Source organism: Paraburkholderia sp. SIMBA_030, from assembly GCF_046535245.1.
GTDB lineage: Bacteria > Pseudomonadota > Gammaproteobacteria > Burkholderiales > Burkholderiaceae > Paraburkholderia.
On sequence record NZ_JAWRXB010000004.1, the window covers coordinates 299,414 to 322,579 of the forward strand.

17 protein-coding genes and 1 tRNA gene are annotated in these 23,166 nt (G+C 64.2%); 11 read left to right on the forward strand and 7 right to left on the reverse strand.

The annotated features are described in order from the left end of the window. Positions 1-5 precede the first annotated feature (5 nt). Positions 6-1,580 (reverse strand): hypothetical protein, encoded by a 1,575-nt coding sequence (locus SB772_RS08910; RefSeq protein WP_410832889.1) that lies wholly within the window; start codon positions 1,578-1,580, stop codon positions 6-8. Further along, the gene (locus tag SB772_RS08915) at positions 1,580-2,113 is read right to left on the reverse strand and encodes a GNAT family N-acetyltransferase (RefSeq protein ID WP_410832890.1); all 534 of its coding nucleotides are present in this window, start codon (positions 2,111-2,113) and stop codon (positions 1,580-1,582) included. Before SB772_RS08915 ends, SB772_RS08910 begins: the two co-directional genes overlap by 1 nt. A 333-nt stretch (positions 2,114-2,446) precedes the next feature. Here SB772_RS08915 and SB772_RS08920 point away from each other — a divergent pair, with 333 nt between their 5' ends. The 9 genes from SB772_RS08920 to SB772_RS08960 all read left to right on the forward strand — a co-directional run bounded on the left by SB772_RS08920 (position 2,447) and on the right by SB772_RS08960 (position 14,808). Continuing rightward, on the forward strand, positions 2,447-2,698 hold the full coding sequence (locus tag SB772_RS08920) for an acyl carrier protein (protein ID WP_410832891.1): 252 nt from the start codon (positions 2,447-2,449) through the stop codon (positions 2,696-2,698). Next, positions 2,695-3,987 carry an acyl-CoA dehydrogenase family protein gene (locus SB772_RS08925; protein ID WP_410832892.1) on the forward strand — a complete coding sequence of 431 codons (1,293 nt, stop codon included), beginning with the start codon at positions 2,695-2,697 and terminating at the stop codon, positions 3,985-3,987. Before SB772_RS08920 ends, SB772_RS08925 begins: the two co-directional genes overlap by 4 nt. Before the next feature lies 1 nt (position 3,988). After that, entirely contained in the window at positions 3,989-5,053 is a 1,065-nt protein-coding gene (locus SB772_RS08930) for an amino acid--[acyl-carrier-protein] ligase (protein WP_410832893.1), read from the forward strand. Beyond that, positions 5,050-6,111: a DUF1839 family protein gene (locus tag SB772_RS08935; RefSeq protein ID WP_410832894.1), complete on the forward strand. Its 1,062-nt coding sequence runs from the start codon at positions 5,050-5,052 to the stop codon at positions 6,109-6,111. The genes SB772_RS08930 and SB772_RS08935 overlap by 4 nt, the downstream gene beginning before the upstream one ends. Before the next feature lie 46 nt (positions 6,112-6,157). Then, a complete protein-coding gene (locus tag SB772_RS08940; protein WP_410832895.1) occupies positions 6,158-8,740 on the forward strand; it encodes a glycosyl hydrolase 2 galactose-binding domain-containing protein in 2,583 nt (860 codons plus the stop codon). 630 nt (positions 8,741-9,370) lie between these two features. Further along, positions 9,371-10,105, forward strand: coding sequence for a Crp/Fnr family transcriptional regulator (locus SB772_RS08945; RefSeq protein ID WP_410832896.1), 735 nt, complete (start codon positions 9,371-9,373; stop codon positions 10,103-10,105). A 55-nt stretch (positions 10,106-10,160) separates the two neighbouring features. Next, complete coding sequence (locus SB772_RS08950; RefSeq protein ID WP_410832897.1) at positions 10,161-11,138, forward strand: glycosyltransferase family 2 protein; 978 nt, start codon at positions 10,161-10,163, stop codon at positions 11,136-11,138. A gap of 41 nt (positions 11,139-11,179) precedes the next feature. Further along, on the forward strand, positions 11,180-12,379 hold the full coding sequence (locus tag SB772_RS08955; RefSeq protein ID WP_410832898.1) for a polysaccharide biosynthesis/export family protein: 1,200 nt from the start codon (positions 11,180-11,182) through the stop codon (positions 12,377-12,379). A gap of 23 nt (positions 12,380-12,402) precedes the next feature. Then, complete coding sequence (locus tag SB772_RS08960) at positions 12,403-14,808, forward strand: polysaccharide biosynthesis tyrosine autokinase (RefSeq protein ID WP_410832899.1); 2,406 nt, start codon at positions 12,403-12,405, stop codon at positions 14,806-14,808. 132 nt (positions 14,809-14,940) lie between these two features. On the opposite strand, the gene SB772_RS08965 is transcribed toward SB772_RS08960, so the two are convergent. Together SB772_RS08965 and SB772_RS08970 are read right to left on the reverse strand one after the other, a co-directional pair. Beyond that, positions 14,941-15,363, reverse strand: coding sequence for a helix-turn-helix domain-containing protein (locus tag SB772_RS08965; RefSeq protein ID WP_410832900.1), 423 nt, complete (start codon positions 15,361-15,363; stop codon positions 14,941-14,943). A gap of 337 nt (positions 15,364-15,700) precedes the next feature. Beyond that, positions 15,701-16,915, reverse strand: coding sequence for a glycosyltransferase family 4 protein (locus SB772_RS08970; protein ID WP_410832901.1), 1,215 nt, complete (start codon positions 16,913-16,915; stop codon positions 15,701-15,703). A 167-nt stretch (positions 16,916-17,082) separates the two neighbouring features. Between SB772_RS08970 and SB772_RS08975 the strand changes: the two genes are divergently transcribed. Further along, on the forward strand, positions 17,083-18,357 hold the full coding sequence (locus SB772_RS08975; protein WP_410832902.1) for a glycosyltransferase: 1,275 nt from the start codon (positions 17,083-17,085) through the stop codon (positions 18,355-18,357). Between the two features lie 46 nt (positions 18,358-18,403). On the opposite strand, the gene rpiA is transcribed toward SB772_RS08975, so the two are convergent. From rpiA to rnr, 3 genes are all read right to left on the reverse strand, one after another. Further along, positions 18,404-19,099 carry a ribose-5-phosphate isomerase RpiA gene (rpiA, locus tag SB772_RS08980; protein ID WP_410832903.1) on the reverse strand — a complete coding sequence of 232 codons (696 nt, stop codon included), beginning with the start codon at positions 19,097-19,099 and terminating at the stop codon, positions 18,404-18,406. Between the two features lie 129 nt (positions 19,100-19,228). After that, on the reverse strand, positions 19,229-19,972 hold the full coding sequence (gene rlmB / locus SB772_RS08985; protein WP_410832904.1) for a 23S rRNA (guanosine(2251)-2'-O)-methyltransferase RlmB: 744 nt from the start codon (positions 19,970-19,972) through the stop codon (positions 19,229-19,231). Between the two features lie 184 nt (positions 19,973-20,156). After that, the gene (gene rnr, locus SB772_RS08990) at positions 20,157-22,670 is read right to left on the reverse strand and encodes a ribonuclease R (protein WP_410832905.1); all 2,514 of its coding nucleotides are present in this window, start codon (positions 22,668-22,670) and stop codon (positions 20,157-20,159) included. Positions 22,671-22,974: 304 nt separating this feature from the next. Here rnr and SB772_RS08995 point away from each other — a divergent pair. After that, positions 22,975-23,061: transfer RNA gene (locus SB772_RS08995), tRNA-Leu, on the forward strand. Positions 23,062-23,166 lie beyond the last annotated feature (105 nt).

Genomic DNA, 23,166 nt, shown 5'->3' on the forward strand with positions numbered 1-23,166 from the left:
ACCCGTCATACCTGGCTCCCCCGGACTTGCGGCGCCTCGGCCGATGCAGGTCCATGCAGATGGCGCGCGTGCCGCAAGCTGATCACCGGCATGATCACGCCGATGAAGAAGAAAAAGCCAGGCAGCCCGGCCAAGGTATTGACGAACACCATCATCGCGAAGATCGCGAGCGACACGCCCACGCCGGAAATCGCCAGCCGGTCTTTCGAGCGCAGGCGGCTCGCGGCGAACGCGCGCCACATCAGCATCAGAATCCCGCCCACATAGAGCAGCGTGCCCGGCCAGCCCATCACGTACGGCACTTCCATCACACCGCTGTCGAACACAACGCTCAGCTGCTGCGTATCGTCGGCGGAAAGTTTGCTGCCCAGACCCGTGGTACCGAGCCCCTGCCCCGCAATGTCGCTCAGCGCAACCGTGAAGAACTGCTTGTAGAACTCGGCGCGCACCTGGTAGCTGTTGTCTTCACTAATGTTCTGGATCGTGTCGAAGCGCTTCACGAGCGGCTCGGACACTTCGTCGATCATCAGCGCCGGCGCGCCCAGCATCACGAAGCCCAGCAAGCCGGCGATCAGCCGCAGGCGCCCTTTGCCGTCGAGCATCGCAAGCGGGTAAATCAAGCCGATCACCAGACCGCCCCAAGCCCCGCGCACCGCCGTGAACATCAGCGCGGGAATGCCGACGATTCCCACCGCGACGCGCATCTTGCCGCGTGCGCCGAGCGCGAACAGCATGATGGACATGATGGTCATGGCGAACGGACCCGACGAATTCATCGTGCTGCCGACGCGCATGCCGAACGGCACCGCCGTGCCCTCCGAGCTCATCTGCGAGGACAGCAGCCAGAAGGCGTCCCACGGTGGCGGCGAGATGAACTCGATCACGCCGTACAGGCCCATCACGAAGCCCGCATACACGAAGGTCTTGAGCAGCACGCGGTGATAGACCGGATACTCGCGCCAGGTCGCGACGAGGTGAAACGCGACCAGCACCGGGAAAATCCAGTTGATCAGCGTGTATAGCGCGGCGGCCGGCCCGACTGCCGCCATGCCGATCACGAACGAGTAGAACAGCGCCAGCATGATCATCACCAGCGGCGCGGCACGGCGTTCGCCGAGGATGCGGAAGTTCCTGATCAGCGTGAAGCCGCTCAGCGAGACCGCCAGCAACGGCGCGATCATCACCGGACTTTGCTGGTTGAAGGAACCATTGACGAAGTCCGCGAGACGCCGCACTTCCGGTGACAGAAAAAACAGCCAGCAAACGAAGCCGAGATAATGCGCGGGCGAGCGGCGATACAGCAGCAACGCGACGCCGAACGCGCCGAGCGGAAAGATAATCTCCACCAGCTTCGCCTGACGCAAGAGGATCAGGAGGAGCGTGAGCGCGAACAGCGCGAACGGCAGACCGGTGGGATGACGCATGCCCGCAGTCTGCCGCAGCGGCACGGCCGCGGCCGCGCCGCAGGACGATACAGCGGCGCCGGGCAGCGCACGCGGCGCTTCATGTGAAGACGGCGGTGAGGACAGCGGCGGCAGCGCCGCCTTCGCGCTGGAAGGGGTCACCAGCATACGCGCCATCACAACAACTCGAAGGTATTGATGCCCGCCATGCCGCCGTGCTCGCGGCGGCGTACGCCAAATAGCGGCTGGCTGCCGCGCACCTGGCGTGTGAGTCCGATGAACGGCACGCCATGCTCGAGATACGGTCCTTCCATCTTCCGAAAACCGAATTGCTCGTAGAAATCGCGCAAGCCGACCGGCGCCGTCACGCGCGCGGCGTGTCCCGGCCAATGCCCGGCGATCGCCTGCAGCACCCGTTCGATCAGCAGCTCGGCAGTGCCGTCGCCGCGCCGCAGCGGACTCGTCAGCACCTTGTCGATGGTGATTTCCGGATCTTCCGCGTCGCCGGGTTGCAGGCGCGCATACGCGACGATCGGCATCGCACGCGCCATGTCCTCGACCGCGAGCACATGCAACGAATGCTCGTCGCGGCCATCGGCGTCGAGACAGACATGCGATTGCTCGACCACGAAGACCGCGCTACGCGCCCGCAAGATCAGATAGAGCTCGCGCGCCGACAGCTGCTCGAATTCCAGCGTTTTCCAGTTCATCACCTTCCCCAGCGGTTTCCAGGTTTTGCGAAGCGGACTTCATGAGCCCGCCCTCACGGGCCGGCTCGACACGCCGGTCCGGTGTCATGGCTACACGGTACGTCCCCAATACACGTGGTTCCGTGCGCCATCGCACTGACGCCGGGCTTTCACGAACTTTAAATATGCGATGTCCGGACACGGCCGCACCGCACGTCTTCAATGCAACTTTGGGGCGGCCATACACGCGCAACGAGACACACTGAACCAGCATCGGAAAAACGACGGGGCCGGTTCGTTTTGTCAGTCAAGCGACACTTCGAGAGATAGTTGGCCAACCAAGGGGCCCTCACCATGAAAGAAGCATTGCGCCGCATCCTTTCCGAATCGGCACGCCTCGACGTCCTGCCAGACACGCTGGCAGACGATGCCGATCTCTACGCCGCAGGCTTGTCCTCGCTGGCGACGGTGCATCTGATGCTGGCCATCGAAGACGAATTCGACATTGAAATCCCGGACCGCATGTTGACGCGCCGGCTCTTTTCCAGCATTGATTCGATGGCCGCCGCAGTGACCGAACTGCAACGGGCAAAGGCCGCAGCATGACCGCCCCGCTGCTGGACGCTGCCGCCTCAGCCGCGCCGGAGGAATCCGCCGCCGCACCGGTCGTGCTGAGCGCAGTGGAAGCCGAACCCGGCTGGCGCGCGGCGGCGCAGCGCTGCGCGGCGGTGGCCGCGCAGTTCGCCGACGCGGTAGACCTCGAAGCGCGTTTTCCCCGCGAGGCGTTCGACGCGCTGCGGCGCGAACGTTTGCTCTCCGCGATGGTGCCGGCCCGTTTCGGCGGCGCCGGCCTGTCGCTCGCGGAGGTCGGCGCGATCTGCGAGACGCTGGCGCAGGGCTGCGCATCCACCGCGATGGTGTACGCAATGCACCAGATCCAGGTGGCCTGCATCGAGGCGCACGGCAGCGAGTCGGCATGGCATCGGCAGTTGCTCGCGCAACTGGTCGACCATCAATGGCTGCTGGCTTCGGCGACGTCCGAGGAAACCATCGGCGGCAATGTGCGCACCAGCGCCTGCGCGGTCGAACTCGACGACGCGCTCAGCGACGAACTCACCATCAAGCGCTTTCGCATCGAAAAGCTCGCGCCGACAATCTCGTACGGCGCGCACGCCGACGGCATTCTCGTCACCGCGCGCCGCACCGCCGAATCGGCCGCGGCCGACCAGGTGCTGATCGTCACGTTACGCGAACAAACGCAACTTGAAAAGCGCGGCGGCTGGGATTCGATGGGGATGCGCGGCACCTGCAGCGAGGGCTTCCGGCTCGTCGCCACCGGTCTGGCCGAACAGATCCTGCCCGCCCCCTTCGCCGATATCGCCGATCAGACCATGCTGCCGGTGTCGCACACGCTGTGGGCCTCGGTATGGACCGGCGTGGCAAGCGACGCGGTGAATCGCGCGAAGGCGTTCTTCCGCGCGCAGGCACGCTCGAAACCCGGTTCGATCCCGCCGGCCGGCTTGCGCCTCGCCGAAGCAGTCGGTCTGCTGCAGATGATGCAGGCGCGCCTGTCGGTGGCGCTCGACGCGGCGTGCGCCGCGCATCACGCGAAACACGGCGCCTGCCAGGCCGATGCGCCGCTCTCGGCGATGCTCGGCTTCGCCTCCGACATGAATACGCTGAAGACCAGCATCTCGAGCACCGCACTGCAAGTCGTGCAGGAAGTGCTGATGATCTGCGGCATGGCCGGCTACAAGAACGGCACGGAATATAGCGTGGGACGCCATCTGCGCGACCTGTACTCCGCGCCGCTGATGATCAACAACGACCGTATCGCGCAGAACACCGCCAGCCTGTTGCTTGCGCAGCGTCCTGCCGCACCGGGGAGAGCCTGAGATGAACACGATGACCGAGACCGCCGCGCTCGCCGAAACCGGCGCGACGCCGAGTTTTCGCGACGAGCTGCTGGCCGCAGGACTCCTGATCGACACCGGCGAAAACGGCCTGTACGGCCGCAGCCAGGTATTCGAAGACGTGGTGGACCGCCTGAACGCCGCGATCACGCATCTGGGCGCGGACCAGCAGCCGGAAGTGCTGCGCTTTCCGCCGGCGATGCGTCGCACCGACTTCGAAGATAGCGAATATCTGAAGAGCTTCCCGAATCTCGCCGGCACGATCCACGCGTTCTGCGGCAACGATATGGGTCATCAGCGCCTGTTGCGCGCGCTCGACGACGCCATGACCGAACGCGACGGCGAGCGCAGCGAAGCATGGATGGCCCAGCAAAAACCGACGCGTGTCGTGCTGACGCCGGCGGCCTGCTATCCGATCTATCCGGTGATGGCGCGGCGCGGTCCGCTGCCGGCCGGCGGCCGCACCATCGACGTACTGTCGTACTGCTTCCGCCACGAACCGTCGCTCGATCCGGGCCGCATGCAGATGTTCCGCCAGCGCGAATACGTGCGCCTCGGCACGCCTGAACAGGTGATGGCGTTCCGGCAGATGTGGGTCGAACGCGGCTCGCTGCTGATTACGCTACTGCAACTGCCGGTCGAGGTGGATCTGGCCAACGACCCGTTCTTCGGCCGCGGCGGCAAGATCGTCGCCGATAGCCAGCGTGCCCAGGCGCTCAAGTTCGAACTGCTGATTCCGGTGGCGAACGCCGACAGCAAGACTGCATGTCTGTCGTTCAACTATCACATGGATCACTTCGGCGCGATCTGGAAGATCGCCTGCGAAGACGGCACGGTGGCGCATACGGGCTGCGTCGGCTTCGGCATGGAACGCATCACGCTGGCGTTATTCCGCCATCATGGGCTCGACGTGAACGCGTGGCCGGACGAGGTGCGCGCGCTGCTGTGGGACGACACCCAGGCGCGTGTCGCGCACGGCATGGCGCAGCCACACGAGGCATCGGCGCTGCCCGCCGCACCGCTACAGGGTGCCGGAGACAGCGCATGAGGTCGTCTCCTTCGTCCCAACTGAAGGGCGAGCCGTGCGCTTTTGCGCCGCTCGCACGGCTCGACCCGCACACTCAGGGCGTTACGGTCCCGAGCGCAGCGCCGCTGCGCCAGCATGCGCCGCATGCGCTGCACCAGGGCGATCGCGTGTGGCAGGAGACCAACTGCTACGTCGACCTGTGGATCGAGCTGCTGCACGGCTTCGGACTCGACCCGCGCGCGGCATTCGGCTTCACCGTCACGCAGGATTTCGAAGGCGATCAGTTCACGTTCTTCAAATTCCCGCTCGAAGACCTCGAGCGGCTGTACGGCACCCAGGTGCAGGAACTCGCGATCTACGACTCGCTCGAGGCCCGCGTGCTCGCGCAAACCTTGCGCGGTCATACGGTGCTCGTGGAAGTGGACGGCTACTACCTGCCGAATACGCGTGCCACGTCGTATCGGCGCGAGCATCCGAAAACCACCGTGGGCATCGACTTCATCGATCCGGCCGCGCGCCGTCTCGGCTATTTCCACAACACCGGCTATCACCTGCTCGACGGTGAAGACTACGACGGCGTGTTTCGCAAGCTGCCGCAGTTCGCGCAGCAGCCCGATCTGCTGTTTCCCTATGTCGAATTCGCCAAGCAGGCGCGGCCCGCGCTGGAAGGCACCGCGCTGGCGAACGCGTCCGCCGGATTGTTGTGCGCGCATCTGAGCCGGCGGCCGTTGAGCAATCCGATCTCGCAGTGGCGCGTGGCGTTTCCCGAGCATCTGGAGACGCTGCTCGAACGCGGCGAGGCGTTCTTTCACCCCTACTCGTTCAACCTGATGCGGCAGCTCGGCGCGAACTTCGAGTTTTTGTCGAAGTATCTGCTGTGGCTCGCCGGCCAGGGTTTCGAGATTCCGGCGTCGATCCCGGCCGCGGCGCAAAGCATCGCGTCGGAGTCGATGGTGATGCAGTTCCGGCTCGTGCGGGCAATCACCCGCGCTCGCCGCGATTTGTGCGAAGACTGTTTCGATACGCTGGAGAGTGCTTACGAAAAGACGTTGCCGCCACTTGCCGCCCTGGTGTCGTGACGCGCACTCGCCGCCCTAGCCGCAGGGACTCGCCGTGGATGCACTGATGACCGACGCAGCGCCCGATGCCGCCCCGCTCGTGCCCGCCGGCCCGACTGGGATCGCCGGGACCGCTGTCGGGTTAACGGCACAGGATTGCTGGCCACAGCGGCTCGACACGGGCTGGCAGTGCGTCAGCACGCCTGCGGGTGCGTGTGCGTCACCCGCCGACTTGCCGGTGGATGGCTGGCTCGGCGCGCCAGTGCCGGGTACGGTCGCGAGTGCGCGCCGTGCGGCGGGCCTCTTCGACGCTGCCCATCCGCCGCCGCTCGCCTTCGACGATCACTGGTACCGGCTGACGCTGACAGGCACGGGTAAACGCCGCTTGCGTCTGCACGGGCTCGCGACGCTCACCGAGGTCTGGCTCGACGGCACCAGGCGGCTCGATTCCGATTCGATGTTCGTCGCACACGATCTCGACATCGAACTGCACGGCAGCGCGACGCTCGCCCTATGCTTCCGCTCTCTCACGCCGGCGTTGGCGGAAAAGCGCTCACGCGCGCGCTGGCGGCCACGTCTCGTTTCGCCGCCGACCTTGCGCAACCTGCGCACCACCCTGCTCGGCCATATGCCCGGCTGGTGTCCGCCTGTGCAAGCGGTCGGACCGTGGCGGCCGGTCGAACTGCTCAGCGATGCGCCGCACGCATTCGACACTGTCGATCTCGTGAGCCGCCTCGACGGCGACGACGGCGTTGTTACGCTCACGCTACGTTTTGTTCATCCGCACGACAGCGCGGCGAGTTGCGCCTCGTTGAATTGCGGCGGGCTCGTTTCGTCCTTGCAATGGCGCGATGCCTATACGCTGACCGGCAGCGTGCGCGTGCCGCAGGCCGAACGCTGGTGGCCGCATACGCATGGCACGCCGACTGTATATCCGCTGATGTTGCAGCTCGATGACGAGCGCCCGATAACCCAACCATTGGGATCGGTCGGTTTTCGCCGCATTGAAGTAGACCATGGCGCGGACGGTGCGGGCTTCGCGCTGCGCGTCAACGGTACGCCGGTGTTCTGCCGCGGCGCCTGCTGGACCAGCGCGGATCTCGTTACCCTGAGCGGCACCGGCGAGCAATTGCACCACGCGTTTGCACTCGCGCGCGCGGCGGGAATGAACATGCTGCGCGTGGGCGGCACCATGGTGTACGAGTCGGATGCGTTCTACGCGCTCGCCGACGAGTACGGCATCCTCATCTGGCAAGACTTCGCGTTGGCGAATTTCGACTACCCGACCGACGCCGCTTTCAGCGCGTCGATCGAGCGCGAAGCCAGCCAGTTCCTGACCCGCACGCGGCGTTTCGCGTCGCTCGCGGTGCTGTGCGGCGGCAGCGAAGCCGACCAGCAGGCGGCCATGCTGGGCCTGCCGGCTTCGATGCGCACGCAACCCTTGTTCACCGGACAGTTGCCGGCGATCGCGGCACGCGAGCGGCCGGACGTGCCGTATGTCAGCAACTCACCCTCGGGTGGCGTCTGGCCGTTTTCGACTAATACCGGCATCACGCATTACTACGGCGTCGGCGCCTATCAGCGTCCGCTCGACGACGTGCGCCGCTCACAGGTGCGCTTCGCCGCCGAGTGCCTCGCGTTCGCCAACGTGCCCGACGACGCCACCTTGCACGACGCGCTCGGCACGATGCACGTGCACGATCCTCGCTGGAAGGCCGCCGTGCCGCGCGACCCCGGCGCCGGCTGGGATTTCGACGACGTGCGCGACTACTACCTTCAGGCGCTATATGGTGTCGAACCGGCGCGGCTGCGTTACGAGGACCCGCAACGCTATCTGGACCTGTCGCGCGCGGTGGTCGCCGAACTGATGAGCGACGTGTTCGCCGAGTGGCGCAGCGCCGGCTCGCCATGCGGCGGCGCGCTGGTCTGGCAGTTTCAGGATCTGCGGCCCGGCGCGGGCTGGGGCCTGATCGACGCCACAGGACGACCCAAAAGCGCCTGGTACGGCCTCGCGCAGACACTGCAGCCCGTGCAGCTGGTCATGATCGACGAAGGCCTCAACGGCCTCGCTATTCATTTACTGAACGAGCGTGCGCAAGCGTTGCACGCGCAACTGGATCTAGTGTGCCTGCGCGACGGTTGCGTCAAGGTAGCGTCCGCGAGCCGAGCGGTCGAGCTGGCGCCGCACTGCGCGGAGCAAATCGGCGCAGCCGAGTGCCTCGGCCAGTTCTTCGACTTCACGCACGCGTACCGCTTCGGCCCGCGCGCGCATGATGTCACGATTGCGACACTGCGCGATCCGGCCAGCGGTCGGGTTCTGGCGGAAGCGTTTCATCTGCCGGAGCGGCGCGTCGGCGAACGCCACGAACTGGGTTTAACGGTGACTGCCGAGCGCGCCGGCGACAACTGGCAACTAGTCATCGAAGCAAAGCGTTTCGCGCGCTTCGTTCATATCGTCGACATGCACTACCGGGCCGCGCATGACTGGTTCCATCTGCCGCCGAACCGTTCTGTGACTGTGCCGCTCATCCCCTCGGCTCAACTCGTTGCGTGTGCATCGAGCGCGGCGTTTACAGCTGACGCAACATGCGTGGCGCCCGCCGGCGAAGTGCGCGCAATCAATGCGATTTCCGCCACGTTCTACGGTTGACTGTCTCCCCTGAGCTAACCGTCCCTTCGCAATACGCTTAACGCCTCGCAATGCGCGCATCCGTTTGTTTGTTTTCATGCGTCACTGTCGGTTTTTTCGCGACTTCCCAGTCGCCAAAAAAGCGATCCGTAAGCGCCGTATGCAATCTGTGGAACACAACTGAATCAATTCCGGCACATCCGGGACGCCCCTTTGCAGCCCACCTGCCAAGGCTGTCTCATACCTGCGACGCCACCCGGAAAGACGCTCGCAGCGGCAGCCAGGCCAATCTGGTCAAGGATTTGAGTCGAATAAAGATACTGGACTGCCCCCTCTGCCAGGCGGGACGCGCTGTACATATTTGAAACAAAAAGCCACGTTTCGCTTCGCGCACCGCTAAGGCCTGCTTCGTTGCGCCGCACCAGCCCTCGTTTCCCCTACGGTTGGCACGCTCCTCGCTAAAGAGATAGCGCAACACGGCGTCGCCCGGACGAGATCGACAAGGAGGGGCGGTGGCGCATCAGGCCAATACGGGGCCGTTCCTGCTCATCCTTCGCTACTCGCCAGGCGGCGCGTTGTTTTAATGGATGCAGGCATCGGATCAAAAAAACTGGAAGGCGCGCGGCGCGTGACTTCACAAGAGGACCGATCATGTTGACACTTCAATCAGACCTGCACGGCAACCATTTGCTCGGTGCATTGCCGTCCCACGAATGGCAAGCACTTGCGCCTCACCTCGAGCTGGTCCATCTGCGTACCGAGCAGTTGCTGTGCGACTCCGGCCAGCGCATCCATCACGTCTACTTCCCGACCACGGCAATCATCTCGATGCTCTCGACGATGGAAGACGGCAGCTCGGTCGAAATCGCCGCGGTCGGCCGCGAAGGCATGACCGGCGTGCCGGTGCTCACCGGTGGCGAAACCATGCCGAATCGCGTGCAGGTCCAATGCGCCGGCTTCGCGTACCGGACGAGCGCACAGGCGCTCAAGCAGCAATTCGCCCGCTCCGATTTCCTGCGCCGCCTGATGCTGCTGTATATGCACGCCCTGCTCACGCAAGTCGCGCAGACGGCTGCCTGCAATCGCCACCACGCGCTGAGCAAGCAGCTTTGCCGGTGGCTGCTGATCGAAGTGGACAGGGTCGATTCGAACGACCTGACGGTAACCCAGCAACTGATCGCCGACATGCTCGGCGTGCGCCGCGAAGGCATCACCGAAGCGGCCGGCAAGCTGCACGACGAAGGCCTGATTCATCACAGCCGCGGCCACATCAAGGTGCTCGACCGCAAGGGCCTCGAAGCGCGCGCCTGCGAATGCTATGGCCTCGTCAAACGCGAATTTGACCGCCTTCTGCCACGCCTGCGTCAGGCTGAAACCGTCGAGTAGGCGCTGCATTCTTTTTGATTACCCGGCAACTCATTATGCTTAGGAATACTGCTCGATGTCTCGACGCACTCTTTGTGATCGCGGACAGGCTGCTCGCTCACTGGACGTGAAAGTCTCCGTGATCGTGCCGACCTACCGGCGCACCGCCGATCTGGCGCGCTGCCTGGCGGCACTCGACGCGCAGCAGCGCCGCGCAGACGAAGTGATCGTGATCGCACGTCACGACGATTACACGACGCTCGACTGGCTGCGCACGCGCGAAGCAAACCGGCCGGACACGCGGATCGTGCTGGTGCGCACGCCGGGCGTGGTGGCCGCCTACAACCTGGGTATCGAAAGCGCCAGCGGCGACGTGCTCTGCTTCACCGACGACGACGCCGCGCCGCACCCGGACTGGGTCGAACGGATCGCCCTCGCCTTCGAAAACGATGCGTCTCTCGGCGGTCTGGGCGGACGCGACATCGTGCATGAACGCAACGGCATTCTGCAGGGGCAGAAGCCGCGCGTGGGGCTCGTGCGCTGGTATGGCCGCGCCATCGGCAATCACCATATCGGCCACGGCGCGGCGCGCGAAGTGCAAGTGCTCAAGGGCGTCAACATGGCGTTTCGCCGCGAGGCGATCGGCACGCTGCGTTTCGACGGGCGCTTGCGCGGCACCGGCGCGCAGGTGCATTGCGAAATGGGCTTCAGCCTCGACGTGCAGCGGCGCGGCTGGACCTTGATCTATGACCCGTCGTTGCTGGTTGAGCACTTCCCGGCCCAGCGCAGCGACGAGGACCAGCGTGACACATTCAACGACACAGCTTTCTATAACGCGTCATTCAATCTCCGACTCATCATGTGCGAATACCTGACGCCGCCTGGCCGATGGGCGTTCGTCGCTTACTCGACGCTGATCGGCGATCGCGCTGATCCGGGGTTCCTGCGCGCATTGTCGTTGGCATTCGAGAGCGGCGGCGTGGCGCTCGCGCTTCGCAAATGGCGAGTCGGTTTACGCGCAATGCGCGGGGCATGGCAGGAGGCGGCACGCTGACCGATCCGATCAGCGCATCGTTTCACGCGAGGGACCACAAAATGAATATCAAAACCATTGCCGCAGGGCTCGCGGCCGCATCGCTATGCGCCTGCTCATTGGCGCCGGGACCTTATCTGGACACCAAACGGCTGGAGCCGCCCCCTCCGCCGCAACAGACCGAAAAATTTCCGGTCCGCGCGATCGATGTCGGCTATTTTCGCCAGCAGCGCGCGGCCGCCGTGCCGGCGGTCTGTCCGTTGCAGTGCCTGACGCCGACAACGCGCAGCTTGTATGACTATCACCTGGGGATCAGCGATCAGTTGACCATCATCGTCTGGGATCACCCGGAACTGACGGCTATCGGCTCGGGCACGGCGGCCGGTGCGCCGCCTCTGCCGGCGGGCAGCAGCGGCACGGCGCCGTCGCCGGGACCGACGCAGACACAAGGTGCGACACCGATCGCGCCGCCGCTGTCGGGCGGCGGCGAAGGCGGACTGACCGTGCGGGTCGCCAACAACGGCACGATTTTCTTCCCGCGCGTGGGCCGCATCAAAGTGGTCGGGATGACCGCGCAGCAGGTCCAGCAGGAATTGACAAAGAGCCTGGCGAGGACGATCCGCAATCCGCAACTCGACGTGCGCGTATCGGGCTTTAACAGCCAGTCGGTGCAGGTGACCGGCAACCTGCGCACGCCCGCTTCGGAAGCGATCACCGACACGCCGCTGACCGTGCTCGACGCGATCAATCGCGCGGGCGGCGCACTGGCCGACGCGGATCTGCAAAACGTCGGCGTCACGCGCGACGGCAAGCGCTACACGGTCGACGTCGCCGCGCTGCTCGAAACCGGCGATCCGCAACAGAACGTATTGCTGCAGGACGGCGACATCATCGACGTGCCGGACCGTTCCAACAGCCGCGTCTTCGTGCTCGGCGAGGTCAACAAGCCGACCTCGCTGCCGATGAACCGCGGCCGCCTGACGCTCGCCGACGCGCTGACCGGCGCGGGCAGCCTCGACGTCAAAACCGGCGACCCGCGTTTCGTCTACGTGGTGCGCGGCGCCGACAAGACGCTCACGCCCGACGTCTATCAGCTCGACATGACGCAGGTCGACGCGTTGATGCTGATGACCAAGTTCGAACTACAGCCCAAGGACGTGGTGTACGTGCAAGTCTCGAACGCCGCCCGCTTTAACCGCGCACTCGAACAGATCACGCCGACCCTGCAAACCTTGTTCTACACATGGCAGTTGTCCAAGTAAAACGATCGCTACGGAGTATCTATATGAGTACGTACGACATGCCGGACCACGGACCGGCACCGGGCAGCGACGAGGACGCAGTGATGCGGGACCTGTTGCGCATTATCGTCGATCAGATCGGGTGGGTAATCGGCATTGCCGGCTGCGTCATCCTGGCCGCGGTGATGTACACGAGGATCGCGACGCCGATCTACTCCGCCGATGCACTGCTACAGGTCGAAGCGCAGAACGCCAACGCCACGCCGAGTCAGACCATGCTGGCGCTCATGCCGTCGATCGGTGCGACGCACACCCAGGCGGAAATCGAAATCATCAAGAGCCGCGCGGTGGTCGAACCGGTGGTCGAGCAATTCAAGCTGAACTTCATGGTGGTGCCGAAGACCATGCCTGTGCTCGGCAGGATCTCGGCGCTTTTCACGCATCCGGGCCGCCCGCTCGGCGCGGCGTTCGGCATGAACTCCTATGCGTGGGGAGGCGAGCAATTCGAGGTCGATTCGATCGCGGTGGCCAAGTCGCTCGAAGGCGCGCAGCTGACGCTGCGCGTGCTCGACTACGGACGCTACGAACTGCTCGACTCGTTCGGCAAACGGATCCTGACCGGCGTGGCCGGCCAGGAAGCGAGCGGCAACGACGTCACGTTGTTCGTCAAGACGCTGGTGGCGCGTCCGGGCACCGAGTTCTACGTCACGCGCTTCAACCAGCTCGATGCGGTATCCGCCCTCTCGTCCGGTCTGCAGGTGTCGGAGAAAGGCCGTGAAACCGGTGTCGTGCAACTGTCGTACATGGGCACCGATCCGCACGCGATCACCGCGATCACCAACGCGGTGGCGGCGTCGTATCTTAAACAGCGCACCGAACGCGCGCAGGAAGAAGCGAGCCACATGCTGAGCTTCCTGAACAGCGAACTGCCGCGTCTGCGTACCGAGGTGAAAAGGGCGGAGACTGCGCTGTCCGAATACCAGTCACGGGTCGGTTCGTTCCAGCCGACCCAGGAAGCCGGCGTGTACCTCGCCGGCGGTCTGGACTACGAAAAGCAGATTGCGTCGCTGCGCATCATGCGTGCGCAACTACTGCAGCGCTTCACCGCGGAGAGCCCGGAAGTGCAACAGGTCGATGCGCAACTGGCGGCGATGACAAGCGAAAAGGCGCGCTTCGAACAGCACTTCACGACGCTGCCGAGTTCCGAGCGCGACGCCCTCGCCTTGCAGCGCGATGCGAAAGTCGCCGAAGAAATCTACGTTGCACTGCTGAACAAAACCCAGGAGCTGTCGATTTCGCGTGCCGGCACAATCGGCAACGTGCACATCATCGATCAGGCCTTGCTGCCGTCCCAGCCGGTGCGGCCGAAAGCGGCGCTAATCATTTCGGCGGGCACGGTGCTCGGCATCATCGCCGGCATTCTGTTCGCGTTCTGCCGCCGCACGTTCCTTACCGGCGTGTCCGATCCGGAGTTCGTCGAACGCCGCTTCCAGCTACCGATCTTCGGTTCGATCACCTTCAGCCCGGAACAGGCGCGCAGCGACCGGCTGTTGAGCGCCACCCGCGGCGCGGCGCTGCCCGCGCCGAGTTCGCGGCCGGCCGAAGTGCCGGCCCTGCCCGCGACGCCATCCGGCATCCAGCGGTTGATCCGGCCGCGCACGGCGGCGGCCAAGGGCGCGCGCGTGCCGGTCGGCACGCAAACCGTCATCCCGTCGGCCAGGACGCCGATGCGCTCGCTGCTGGTGAAGACGCATCCGTACGATATGACGGTGGAAGGTTTGCGCGGACTGCGCGCCACGCTGCAATTCGGCCTGGTCGATGCGCCCAACCGGGTGGTGGCGATCACAAGCCCGGCGCCTTCGGACGGCAAGAGCTTTCTGTGCGCGAACCTCGCGGCGCTGATCGCCGAGTCCGGCAAGCGCGTGCTGCTGATCGACGCCGATCTGCGGCGCGGCCGGCTCGCGCAATATTTCGGCCGCTCGCCCAATGGCGGCTTGACCGAACTGCTGATCGGCCAGGTGGATCTGAAAGTCGCGGCTCGAGCCACGGGCGTCGACGGCTTGCACTTCATCGCGGCGGGTGCTTATCCGCCGAACCCGTCCGAGATCCTGACTTCGTCGCGCTTCAGCGAAATTCTTGCGCGCTTCGAGCAGGAGTTCGACCTGGTGATCGTCGATACGCCGCCGCTGCTGGCCGTTGCCGATGCCGCGGTGGTCGCCAATATCGCCGGCTCGACGGTGCTGGTGATGCGTGCCGGCATGCACTCCGAACACAACGTGACTGACTCGCTGAAGAAACTGCGGCGTGCGCGTGCCCGGGTGGTGGGCGGCGTGATGAATGCGGTGCCGTTGAAGAGCCGCAACAGGAACGGTACGTATGACTACGCGTATGCGTACACCTACTCCGCCGGCGATCCGCTCGATCCTCAAGCTCCGCAAGCGCCACAATAGATCGCGCTACCGTACTGACGAAAAGGGGCTGCGCCTGGATCAGGCGCAGCCCCTTTCGCATTGGCACACGGTTTATGTGGGCGGATCGGAAGCGAAGTTGATGTGGGATTGACGCGGCGGTATGTGCCGCTCTTACAGAAACGCGCTGACGTCGGTATGAAAACGCACGGCCAGTGCTTTCGCGACCTTCTTGCTGATCGCGCGGCGGCCCGCGAGAATATCGCTTACCACGGTGGGCGAGGCGATTCCCATCAGATCCTTTTGCTTGAGCCCATGCGTTTCCAGCAGATGCCGCAAGACCTCGCGCGGCTCCGCTTTCGGGATCGTCACGTTGTTGGCTTCCCAACCCTCGATCAGGTCGGCGACGATCGCGAACAGATCGGCAAGCGGGTCTTCCGCGTTGCCGTTCAGGTGATCGGCGAGTTCATTGGCTACCTGGACCATCTTCTGATAATCCTGCTCGCTGCGAATGGGTGTGAGGGCCAACTGGGTTTGCAGCGTAGCCCAGGTCTGAGCGATGTCGGGAAAAGCTCCCGGGAGGCGATCGGCATCCATGACTTTAAATTCTTCCTCGTCCAAAGGTCGTATTCCGCATGCGTCAATGCAACGCTTGCTTCGAAATGACCCGCATCATCTTTCCTCGCAACGATTCGTGCATCGGACATGCACGCTCTGCCTGCAAGGCTGAATGGAGTGGATCGGCACCGATGGTCGGCCGGACGGCATAGTCCGAGCGACCAGCAGCGCTTTGCTACGGTACAACGGAAGCCATTTTTTATTCGCGTATTGCGAAGTTCCCAATGCACGAATAACACGATAGTAAACTTCACCCCGGAGACGACTCGCTAACGACGCCGGCGATCAAGGCGGACACGATCGAACTCGTCTTGCGTCAACGTCCCCAGAGGTTTTCCTGAACTATATCGCCGGACCAGGCGATATCTTCGGCGGCGAATTCGTGTTCAGTCCGTTCCATCGCCACCTGTGGACGCCCACCCGACGCCGCGATCGTGCGCGTTACTTCGCTCATGAAGGCGCGCCGGAACACCGCCGCCGAAAAACGTTCGGCATTCGCGCGGCACGCAGCCGGCGTGATCTGTTCACGCTGGCGTTCGAAGCGGTCGATCGCATCGAGCATCGACACAACCGTTTGGCGTGCGAAATATACGCCGGTAGGATGCGCCTCGCCGACCGGCACCACCGTTTCGAGCGCCCCGCCCTTGCCGAACGCGATCACCGGCGTGCCGCATGCCTGCGCTTCGAGCGCAACGATACCGAAGTCTTCTTCGGCGGCGAATACGAAAGCGCTCGCACGTTGCAGATGATCTCGGAGAACCGTGAACGGTTGATAGCCGAGAATCGTCACATTCGGACCGGCCTTGGCGCGAATCACCGCCATCTCCGGACCATCGCCGATCACGATCAGCTTGCGGTGGGGCGTCGCGGTAAAGGTTTCGACGATCAGATCAATGCGCTTGTACGGCACCATCCGCGAGGCGGTCAGATAGAAGTCTTCCTTGTGCGTGCACATTTCGAATCGGTGCACGTCGACTGGCGGCGGAATCACCGCCGCATCGCGCCGATAAGTTTTCATCATGCGGCGCGCGACGAACTGCGAATTGGCGATCAGCCGATCGACGCCGTTCGCCGAATGAGAATCCCAGCCGCGCAGGTAATGCAGCAGCGCGCGCGCCGCCCATGAGCGCAGCCCGTGCGTCAGTTTCGCCTCGCGCAGATACTGGTGTTGCAGATCCCACGCGTAGCGCATGGGCGAATGCACATAGCTCACGTGCGTCTGATCGGGGCCGACCAGCACGCCTTTGGCTACCGCATAGGAACTGGTGATAACGAGGTCGTAAGTCGATAGATCGAACTGTTCGATTGCAAGCGGCATCAGTGGCAGATACGCTCGATAGCGGCGCCGCGCAAACGGCAGGCGCTGGATGAACGAGGTCGTGACGGGCTTGCCGCCGAGGGGTCTGCGGTCTTCGAAGAAATCAACGAGGCTGAATAGATCGGCATTGGGAAAGCACTCGATGATCTGTTCGAGCACTTTCTCCGCCCCACCGGGCGCGACGAGCCAGTCGTGCACGATCGCCACTTTCATAATCTTGTTACCTATAGAGAAACGACCCGTAGCCGTAGGATCGAGTGTATGTGGCGCTTCGTTTGCTGTGCGTGCGCATGCCCACATTCGAGGCGCGACAGTCCACGAATAATAAAGACTCGCCATTCGCCTCCTGCGAAGTGGCGCCTCAATTACTTCGCCATCCTATGCGACCGACGATCGACGCCTCTCCACTTGCCCATTCGTTGCCGCTGGTTCAGCCAGCTTCGATCGATACACCCGCCACACCTTCGACACCCGTGACACCCACAACGCTCGCGCCCGCGATGCCGAGTGTGCTGTTCGTCGATCAGAGCGGCCAGCTCGGCGGCGCTGAATTCGCGCTGTTGCAACTGGCGGGAAGCTGCACCTCGCGCAGCCAGGTCGTGCTGCTCTCCGACGGCCCGTTTCGTGCGCGGCTCGAAGCGCTCGGCGCACGCGTGGAGGTGCTGAACGATGTGCACGTATCAGGCATCGTGCGGCAAGGCTCCGGTTTGAATTGTCTGCGCGCCGTGCCGGGCATCCTGCGCCAGGTACGCGCAATCGCCTCGCGGGCGTGCGACTTCGACGTGCTGTTTCTCAACACACAAAAGGCGCTGGTGCTCGGCGCGCTCGGCAAACCGCTGCATCGCAAACCGGTGATCTGGTATCAGCACGACATCCTGACGCGCGCGCACTTCGGGCGTGTGCAATTGAGCGTGGTCAAGTGGCTGGTGCGTTTCGCGGTCGATCAGGTTGTCGCGAATTCGAAGGCGTCGGCGCAGTCGCTGGCGGCGCTAACGGGCGTCGCGCCCGATACGGTTCCGGTCATCTACAACGGCATCGATGCGGACGCATTCAGCCGCGTCGACGGCACGAAGATGGCCGCGCTGCGCCGGCATCTGGGCTTGCCTGAGGATGCGTGGCTCGCAGGTTTATTCGGCCGCCTCGCACCGTGGAAAGGTCAGCACATTGCACTCGACGCGCTGGCGCGGCTGCCTGGCGTGCATCTGGTGCTGGTCGGCGCGCCGCTATTCGGCGAGGACGCATACGCGCAGCGTCTTCATCAGCAGGCCAAACAATTGGGCATTGCGGATCGCGTGCACTTCGCAGGCTTTCAGGACAACGTGCCCGCATGGATGAAAGCGATGGACGTCATCTTGCACACTTCGACCGAACCCGAGCCGTTCGGCCGGGTGATCGTCGAAGGAATGGTGGCGGCGCGGCCGGTGATCGCCGCGGCCGCCGGCGGCGTGACCGAGATCGTGCGGCACCGGCACAACGGCTGGCTGGTGAAACCCGGCGATGTGGCCGAGTTAGCCGATGCGATCGAAACGTTGCGCGCCGAGCCGGCACTCGCGCAGCACCTCGCGGCGCAGGCGCTCGCCGATGCGCAAAACGCGTTTTCGGTGGATCAGTATTTACAACGGATGACGCAGGCCATCGGGCAAGCCGCGCGCTGAAACAGGCTCGCGCACGCGGCTGCTAAAAGGCCTGGCTTAGACTGGGTTAGCCCTTGTTGTACTCGATGATCTCGACGCCGGTATCGGTGCCGAGCAGGCATAAATCCGCGCCGCGGCCGGCAAACAGACCCACCGTCACCACGCCCGGCCATGCATTGATGTGCATTTCCAGCGTGCGCGGGTCGCTGATCCGCAGACCTTTGACGTCGAGGATCTCATTGCCGTTGTCGGTGATGAACGGCACGCCTTCTTTCGTCACGCGTACCACCGGCACGCCGCCGAGCGCCGTAACGCGGCGGCCGATCGCGGTGCGCGCCATCGGCACGACTTCGATCGGCAGCGGGAAGTTGCCGAGCACGTCGACACGTTTGCTCGCATCGGCGATGCAGACGAACACGTCCGACACGGACGCGACGATTTTCTCGCGCGTCAGCGCCCCGCCGCCGCCCTTGATCATCGCACCGCTGTGGTCGATCTCGTCGGCACCGTCCACGTACACCGGCAGCAAATCGATTTCGTTCAGGTCGAACACCTTGAAGCCGTGCGATTGCAGGCGCGCGGTGGTGGCGAGCGAGCTCGACACCGCACCGCGATAGCGGGCCTTGTCGACAGCCAGCGCGTCGATGAAACAGTTCGCGGTGGAGCCGGTGCCGACGCCGATCACTGCGCCTTCGGGCACGTTGGCGTTCACGTAGTCGGCGGCGGCCTGGCCGACCAGTTGCTTGAGTTCGTCTTGGGTCATAGGAAATGCTGGCGAGCAGTAAAAGCGACAAGTTTACCGGAGTGGCATGCGAGCGCCGGATGACGGCGATTGAAACTGGGGCGTCGAGCCTGCGGCATTGCGCCGAAACCGGTCCGACGCCCCTTGAGCTTACTTCTTCACCGACCGCTGACGCACCGCTTCGAACAGGCACACGCCGCTCGCCACCGACACGTTCAGGCTCTCGACCGTACCGGCCATCGGGATCTGCATGACCACGTCGCAGGTATCGCGCGTGAGACGGCGCATGCCCTCGCCTTCGGCGCCCATCACCAGTGCGACCGGACCGTCGAGTTCAGCCTCGTAGAGGCTCTTGGTGGCTTCGCCGGCGGTACCGACAACCCACACGCCCGCGTCCTTCAATTCGCGCAACGCGCGCGCCAGATTCGTCACCGTGATGTACGGGACGGTATCGGCTGCGCCGCTCGCGACCTTGGCTGCCGTCGCATTCAAACCCACTGCGCGATCGCGCGGCGCGATCACCGCGTGCGCGCCGGCAGCATCGGCGACGCGCAGACAGGCGCCGAGATTATGCGGATCGGTCACACCGTCCAACACGAGGATCAACGGCGAACCGTTGATGCCGTCGAGCAGTTCGGCAAGGTTCTGTGCGAGCGGCAGGTCGCCCGCGCGCGCGACCACGCCCTGATGCCGCTCGGTATGCGAGAGGCCCCACAGACGCGTTTCGTCGGCGGCGATCAGACGCACGCCGGCTTCCTTCGCCGCATGCAGGAATTCGGTCATGCGACGGTCTTTGCGCGTCGCGTCGTAATAAACCTCTTCGACCGTCGACGCGTCGTGCCGCATACGCGCGGTCACTGCGTGGAAACCGTATAGAACCTTGAGACGTGACATGACTGAAAAACCTTTGATTGAGCGCGCCTTCAACGCGCGCTGCTGTGATGAATACGAGCGTGGGTGCGACTTGAATACGGTCTGGTTATGGCCTGCGTACGACATGGATCAGACGAAATGCAGACCGCGCGCAACCGGTACGTGACGACGTACCCGATGCGCGCGGTTCAACGACCATGCGACTTCAGCGCTTCTTGCGTGCCGGCTTCGACGCCGATTTGGCCGGCGCGCCATGCTTCTTCGCCGCGCCGCGCGCCGCGCGCGCTTCCTTGACGGCCGCGGTTTGTGCCGGCGCGGCCTTCTTGCGCCGCCCACCCGCGCCTGCCGCGCCGCCCGCCCCACCTTCGAGCGGCGGCAACGAACGCACGCGCGCGCCGCCGTTTTCGCCGGAAACCTTGTCGGCCGGCGCCGGACCCGGACGACTCGTCGGCGGCTTGATCGGCGTGTCGCGCACGAGGCGGAAGTCGATCTTGCGCGCATCGAGATCGACGCGGCTCACCTGCACCCGCACGCGATCCGACAGGCGATAACGAATGCCGGTGCGCTCGCCGCGCAGTTCGTTCTTGATCTCGTCGTACTGGAAGTAGTCCGAGCCCAGTTCGGTGACGTGCACAAGGCCTTCGATGAACAGCGCGTCGAGCTGCACGAAAATGCCGAACGACGTCACGCCGCTCACCATGCCGCCATACTCTTCGCCGAGCTTGTCGCGCATGAAATAGCACTTGAGCCATGCTTCGACGTCGCGCGACGCTTCGTCCGCGCGACGCTCGTTGGCCGAGCAATGCAGGCCGAGTTCTTCCCAGATCGCAACGTTGTTCGATCGCGTGCGGCCGCGCTTCTCGTCGTCGGCCTGCTGCATCGCGCGGGCACGCGGCGACAGCGCCGTATTCAGATCGACGCCGTGCGGCGCTTCCGGTTGATATTTGCGGCCTTGCAGGATCGCGTAGATCGCGCGGTGCGTCAGCAGGTCGGGATAGCGGCGGATCGGACTCGTGAAGTGCGCATACGCTTCGTACGCGAGACCGAAGTGGCCGATGTTGTCCGGGCTATAGACGGCTTGCTGCATCGAGCGCAGCAGCATGGTCTGCATCATCTGCGCGTCGGGCCGTTCGCGGATTTGCGCCATCAGCGCAGCGTAATCGCTCGCGTGCGGCGTGTCGCCGCCGCCGAGCGAAAGGCCCATGCCGCGCAGGAAAGTGCGCAGATTCTCGAGCTTCTCGGCGGTCGGCCCGGCGTGCACGCGGTACAGCCCTGGATGCTTGTGGCGCTTGAGGAAGTCGGCGGCGCAGACGTTCGCCGCCAGCATGCATTCCTCGATCAGCTTGTGCGCGTCGTTGCGGGTGCGCGGCACGATCTGCTCGATCTTGCCCTGCGCATTGCAGACGATGTACGTTTCCGTGGTATCGAAGTCGATCGCACCGCGCTTCTGGCGCGCGGCGAACAGCGACTTGTACACGCCGTACAGATTCTGCATCTGCGGCAGCAATGCGGCGCGGCGCGCGGCCTCAGGGCCCTTGGTGTTCTTCAACACCGCGGCCACTTCCGTGTAGGTCAGCCGCGCCACCGAGTGCATCACGCCCGGATAGAACTGATATGCCTTCACCTCGCCGCGCGCGGTGACGATCATGTCGCACACCAGCACGCATCGATCGACGTGCGGATTGAGCGAGCACAGTCCGTTCGACAGTTTCTCCGGCAGCATCGGAATCACGCGGCGCGGGAAATAAACCGAGGTGCTGCGTTCGATCGCGTCTGCGTCGAGCGCGCTCTTCGGGTGCACGTAGTGCGACACATCGGCGATCGCGACGATCAGGCGGAAGCCTTCGCCGCGGCCGACCTGAACCGGCTCGCAATAGACGGCGTCGTCGAAGTCGCGGGCGTCTTCGCCGTCGATCGTGACCAGCGGCACATCGCGCAGGTCGATGCGATGACGCGCGTCGACCGGGCGAACTTCGTCAGGGAGCTTGACGGCTTCGTCGAGCGCGGCCTGGCTGAATTCGTGCGGCACGCCGTACTTGCGCACCGCGATTTCGATTTCCATGCCCGGGTCGTCGATATCGCCCAGCACTTCCACCACGCGGCCGAGCGGCTGCGAATGACGGCTAGGGAAATCGGTGAGTTCGACCACCACCACCTGGCCGACCTTGGCCTTCTTGGTGTTCTGCGTGATCAGGATGTCGTGACCGATGCGCTTGTCTTCGGGCGCGACGATCAGCGCGCCATTCTCGTTGAGCAGCCGCCCGATCACGCGCTTGTTGGCGCGATCCGTGACTTCGACGACATGCCCTTCCGGACGCCCGCGGCGGTCATAGCCGACGATGCGCGCTAGCACGCGATCGTTGTGCATGACCTTTTGCATCTCGCCGGTCGGCAGGAACAGATCGTCCTGGCCGTCGTCGCGCACGAGGAAACCGTAGCCGTCGCGGTGGCCTTGCACACGGCCGGCGACGAAGTTCGACGGATGGGTCAGCTGATAGAGATTGCGCTGATCGAGCCGGATCTGGCCGTCGCGCTCCATGGCGCCGAGGCGCTTGAAAAATCCTTCGCGCTCCTGGCGCTTGATCGACAAGGCTTCGGCGATGTCGTTCGCGGCAAGCGGCGCTTCGCTCGTGCGCAGGACGCCCAGGATTTCTTCGCGGCTTGGAATCGGATACGGAAATTTGCTCAAGGGCTTGTCGATGATTTTTTCTCGTTGCATGGACGTCGGTCGGCGATGTGGCTCGGCTTAAGAAGCGTCTGAAATGCGCTTAAGTTGCACTTGCGATTGCACTGGAATAACTGCTCGGGTCCGGCTCGTTCAAGTCTGAGTCCGACGGGCGTGTGCACCGTGCCAACGAACTACTGCGAGGCATTCTAACACCCGTCTTGCGCGCCACGCGGCCGGTCAATAGTCGCTGTGAGGCAGGTGCGGCGTGGCCGCCGCGCTGTTTAAGCACGTTTTGAGAAACGCTTGACAGGCCTGAGTCTGTCGCTATAATAGCGTTCTTTGCTGTTCATCACCTGCCCAGGTGGCGAAATTGGTAGACGCACTAGGTTCAGGTCCTAGCGGTGGCAACACTGTGGAGGTTCGAGTCCTCTCTTGGGCACCAATAATTGTTCCGGCGTAAGCCGAAGTAGTCCGAGAAACCCCGTAAGATCAAAGTCTTACGGGGTTTTTTGTTCCCTGCAGTTCCCTTGCGTTCCACTGACATCGA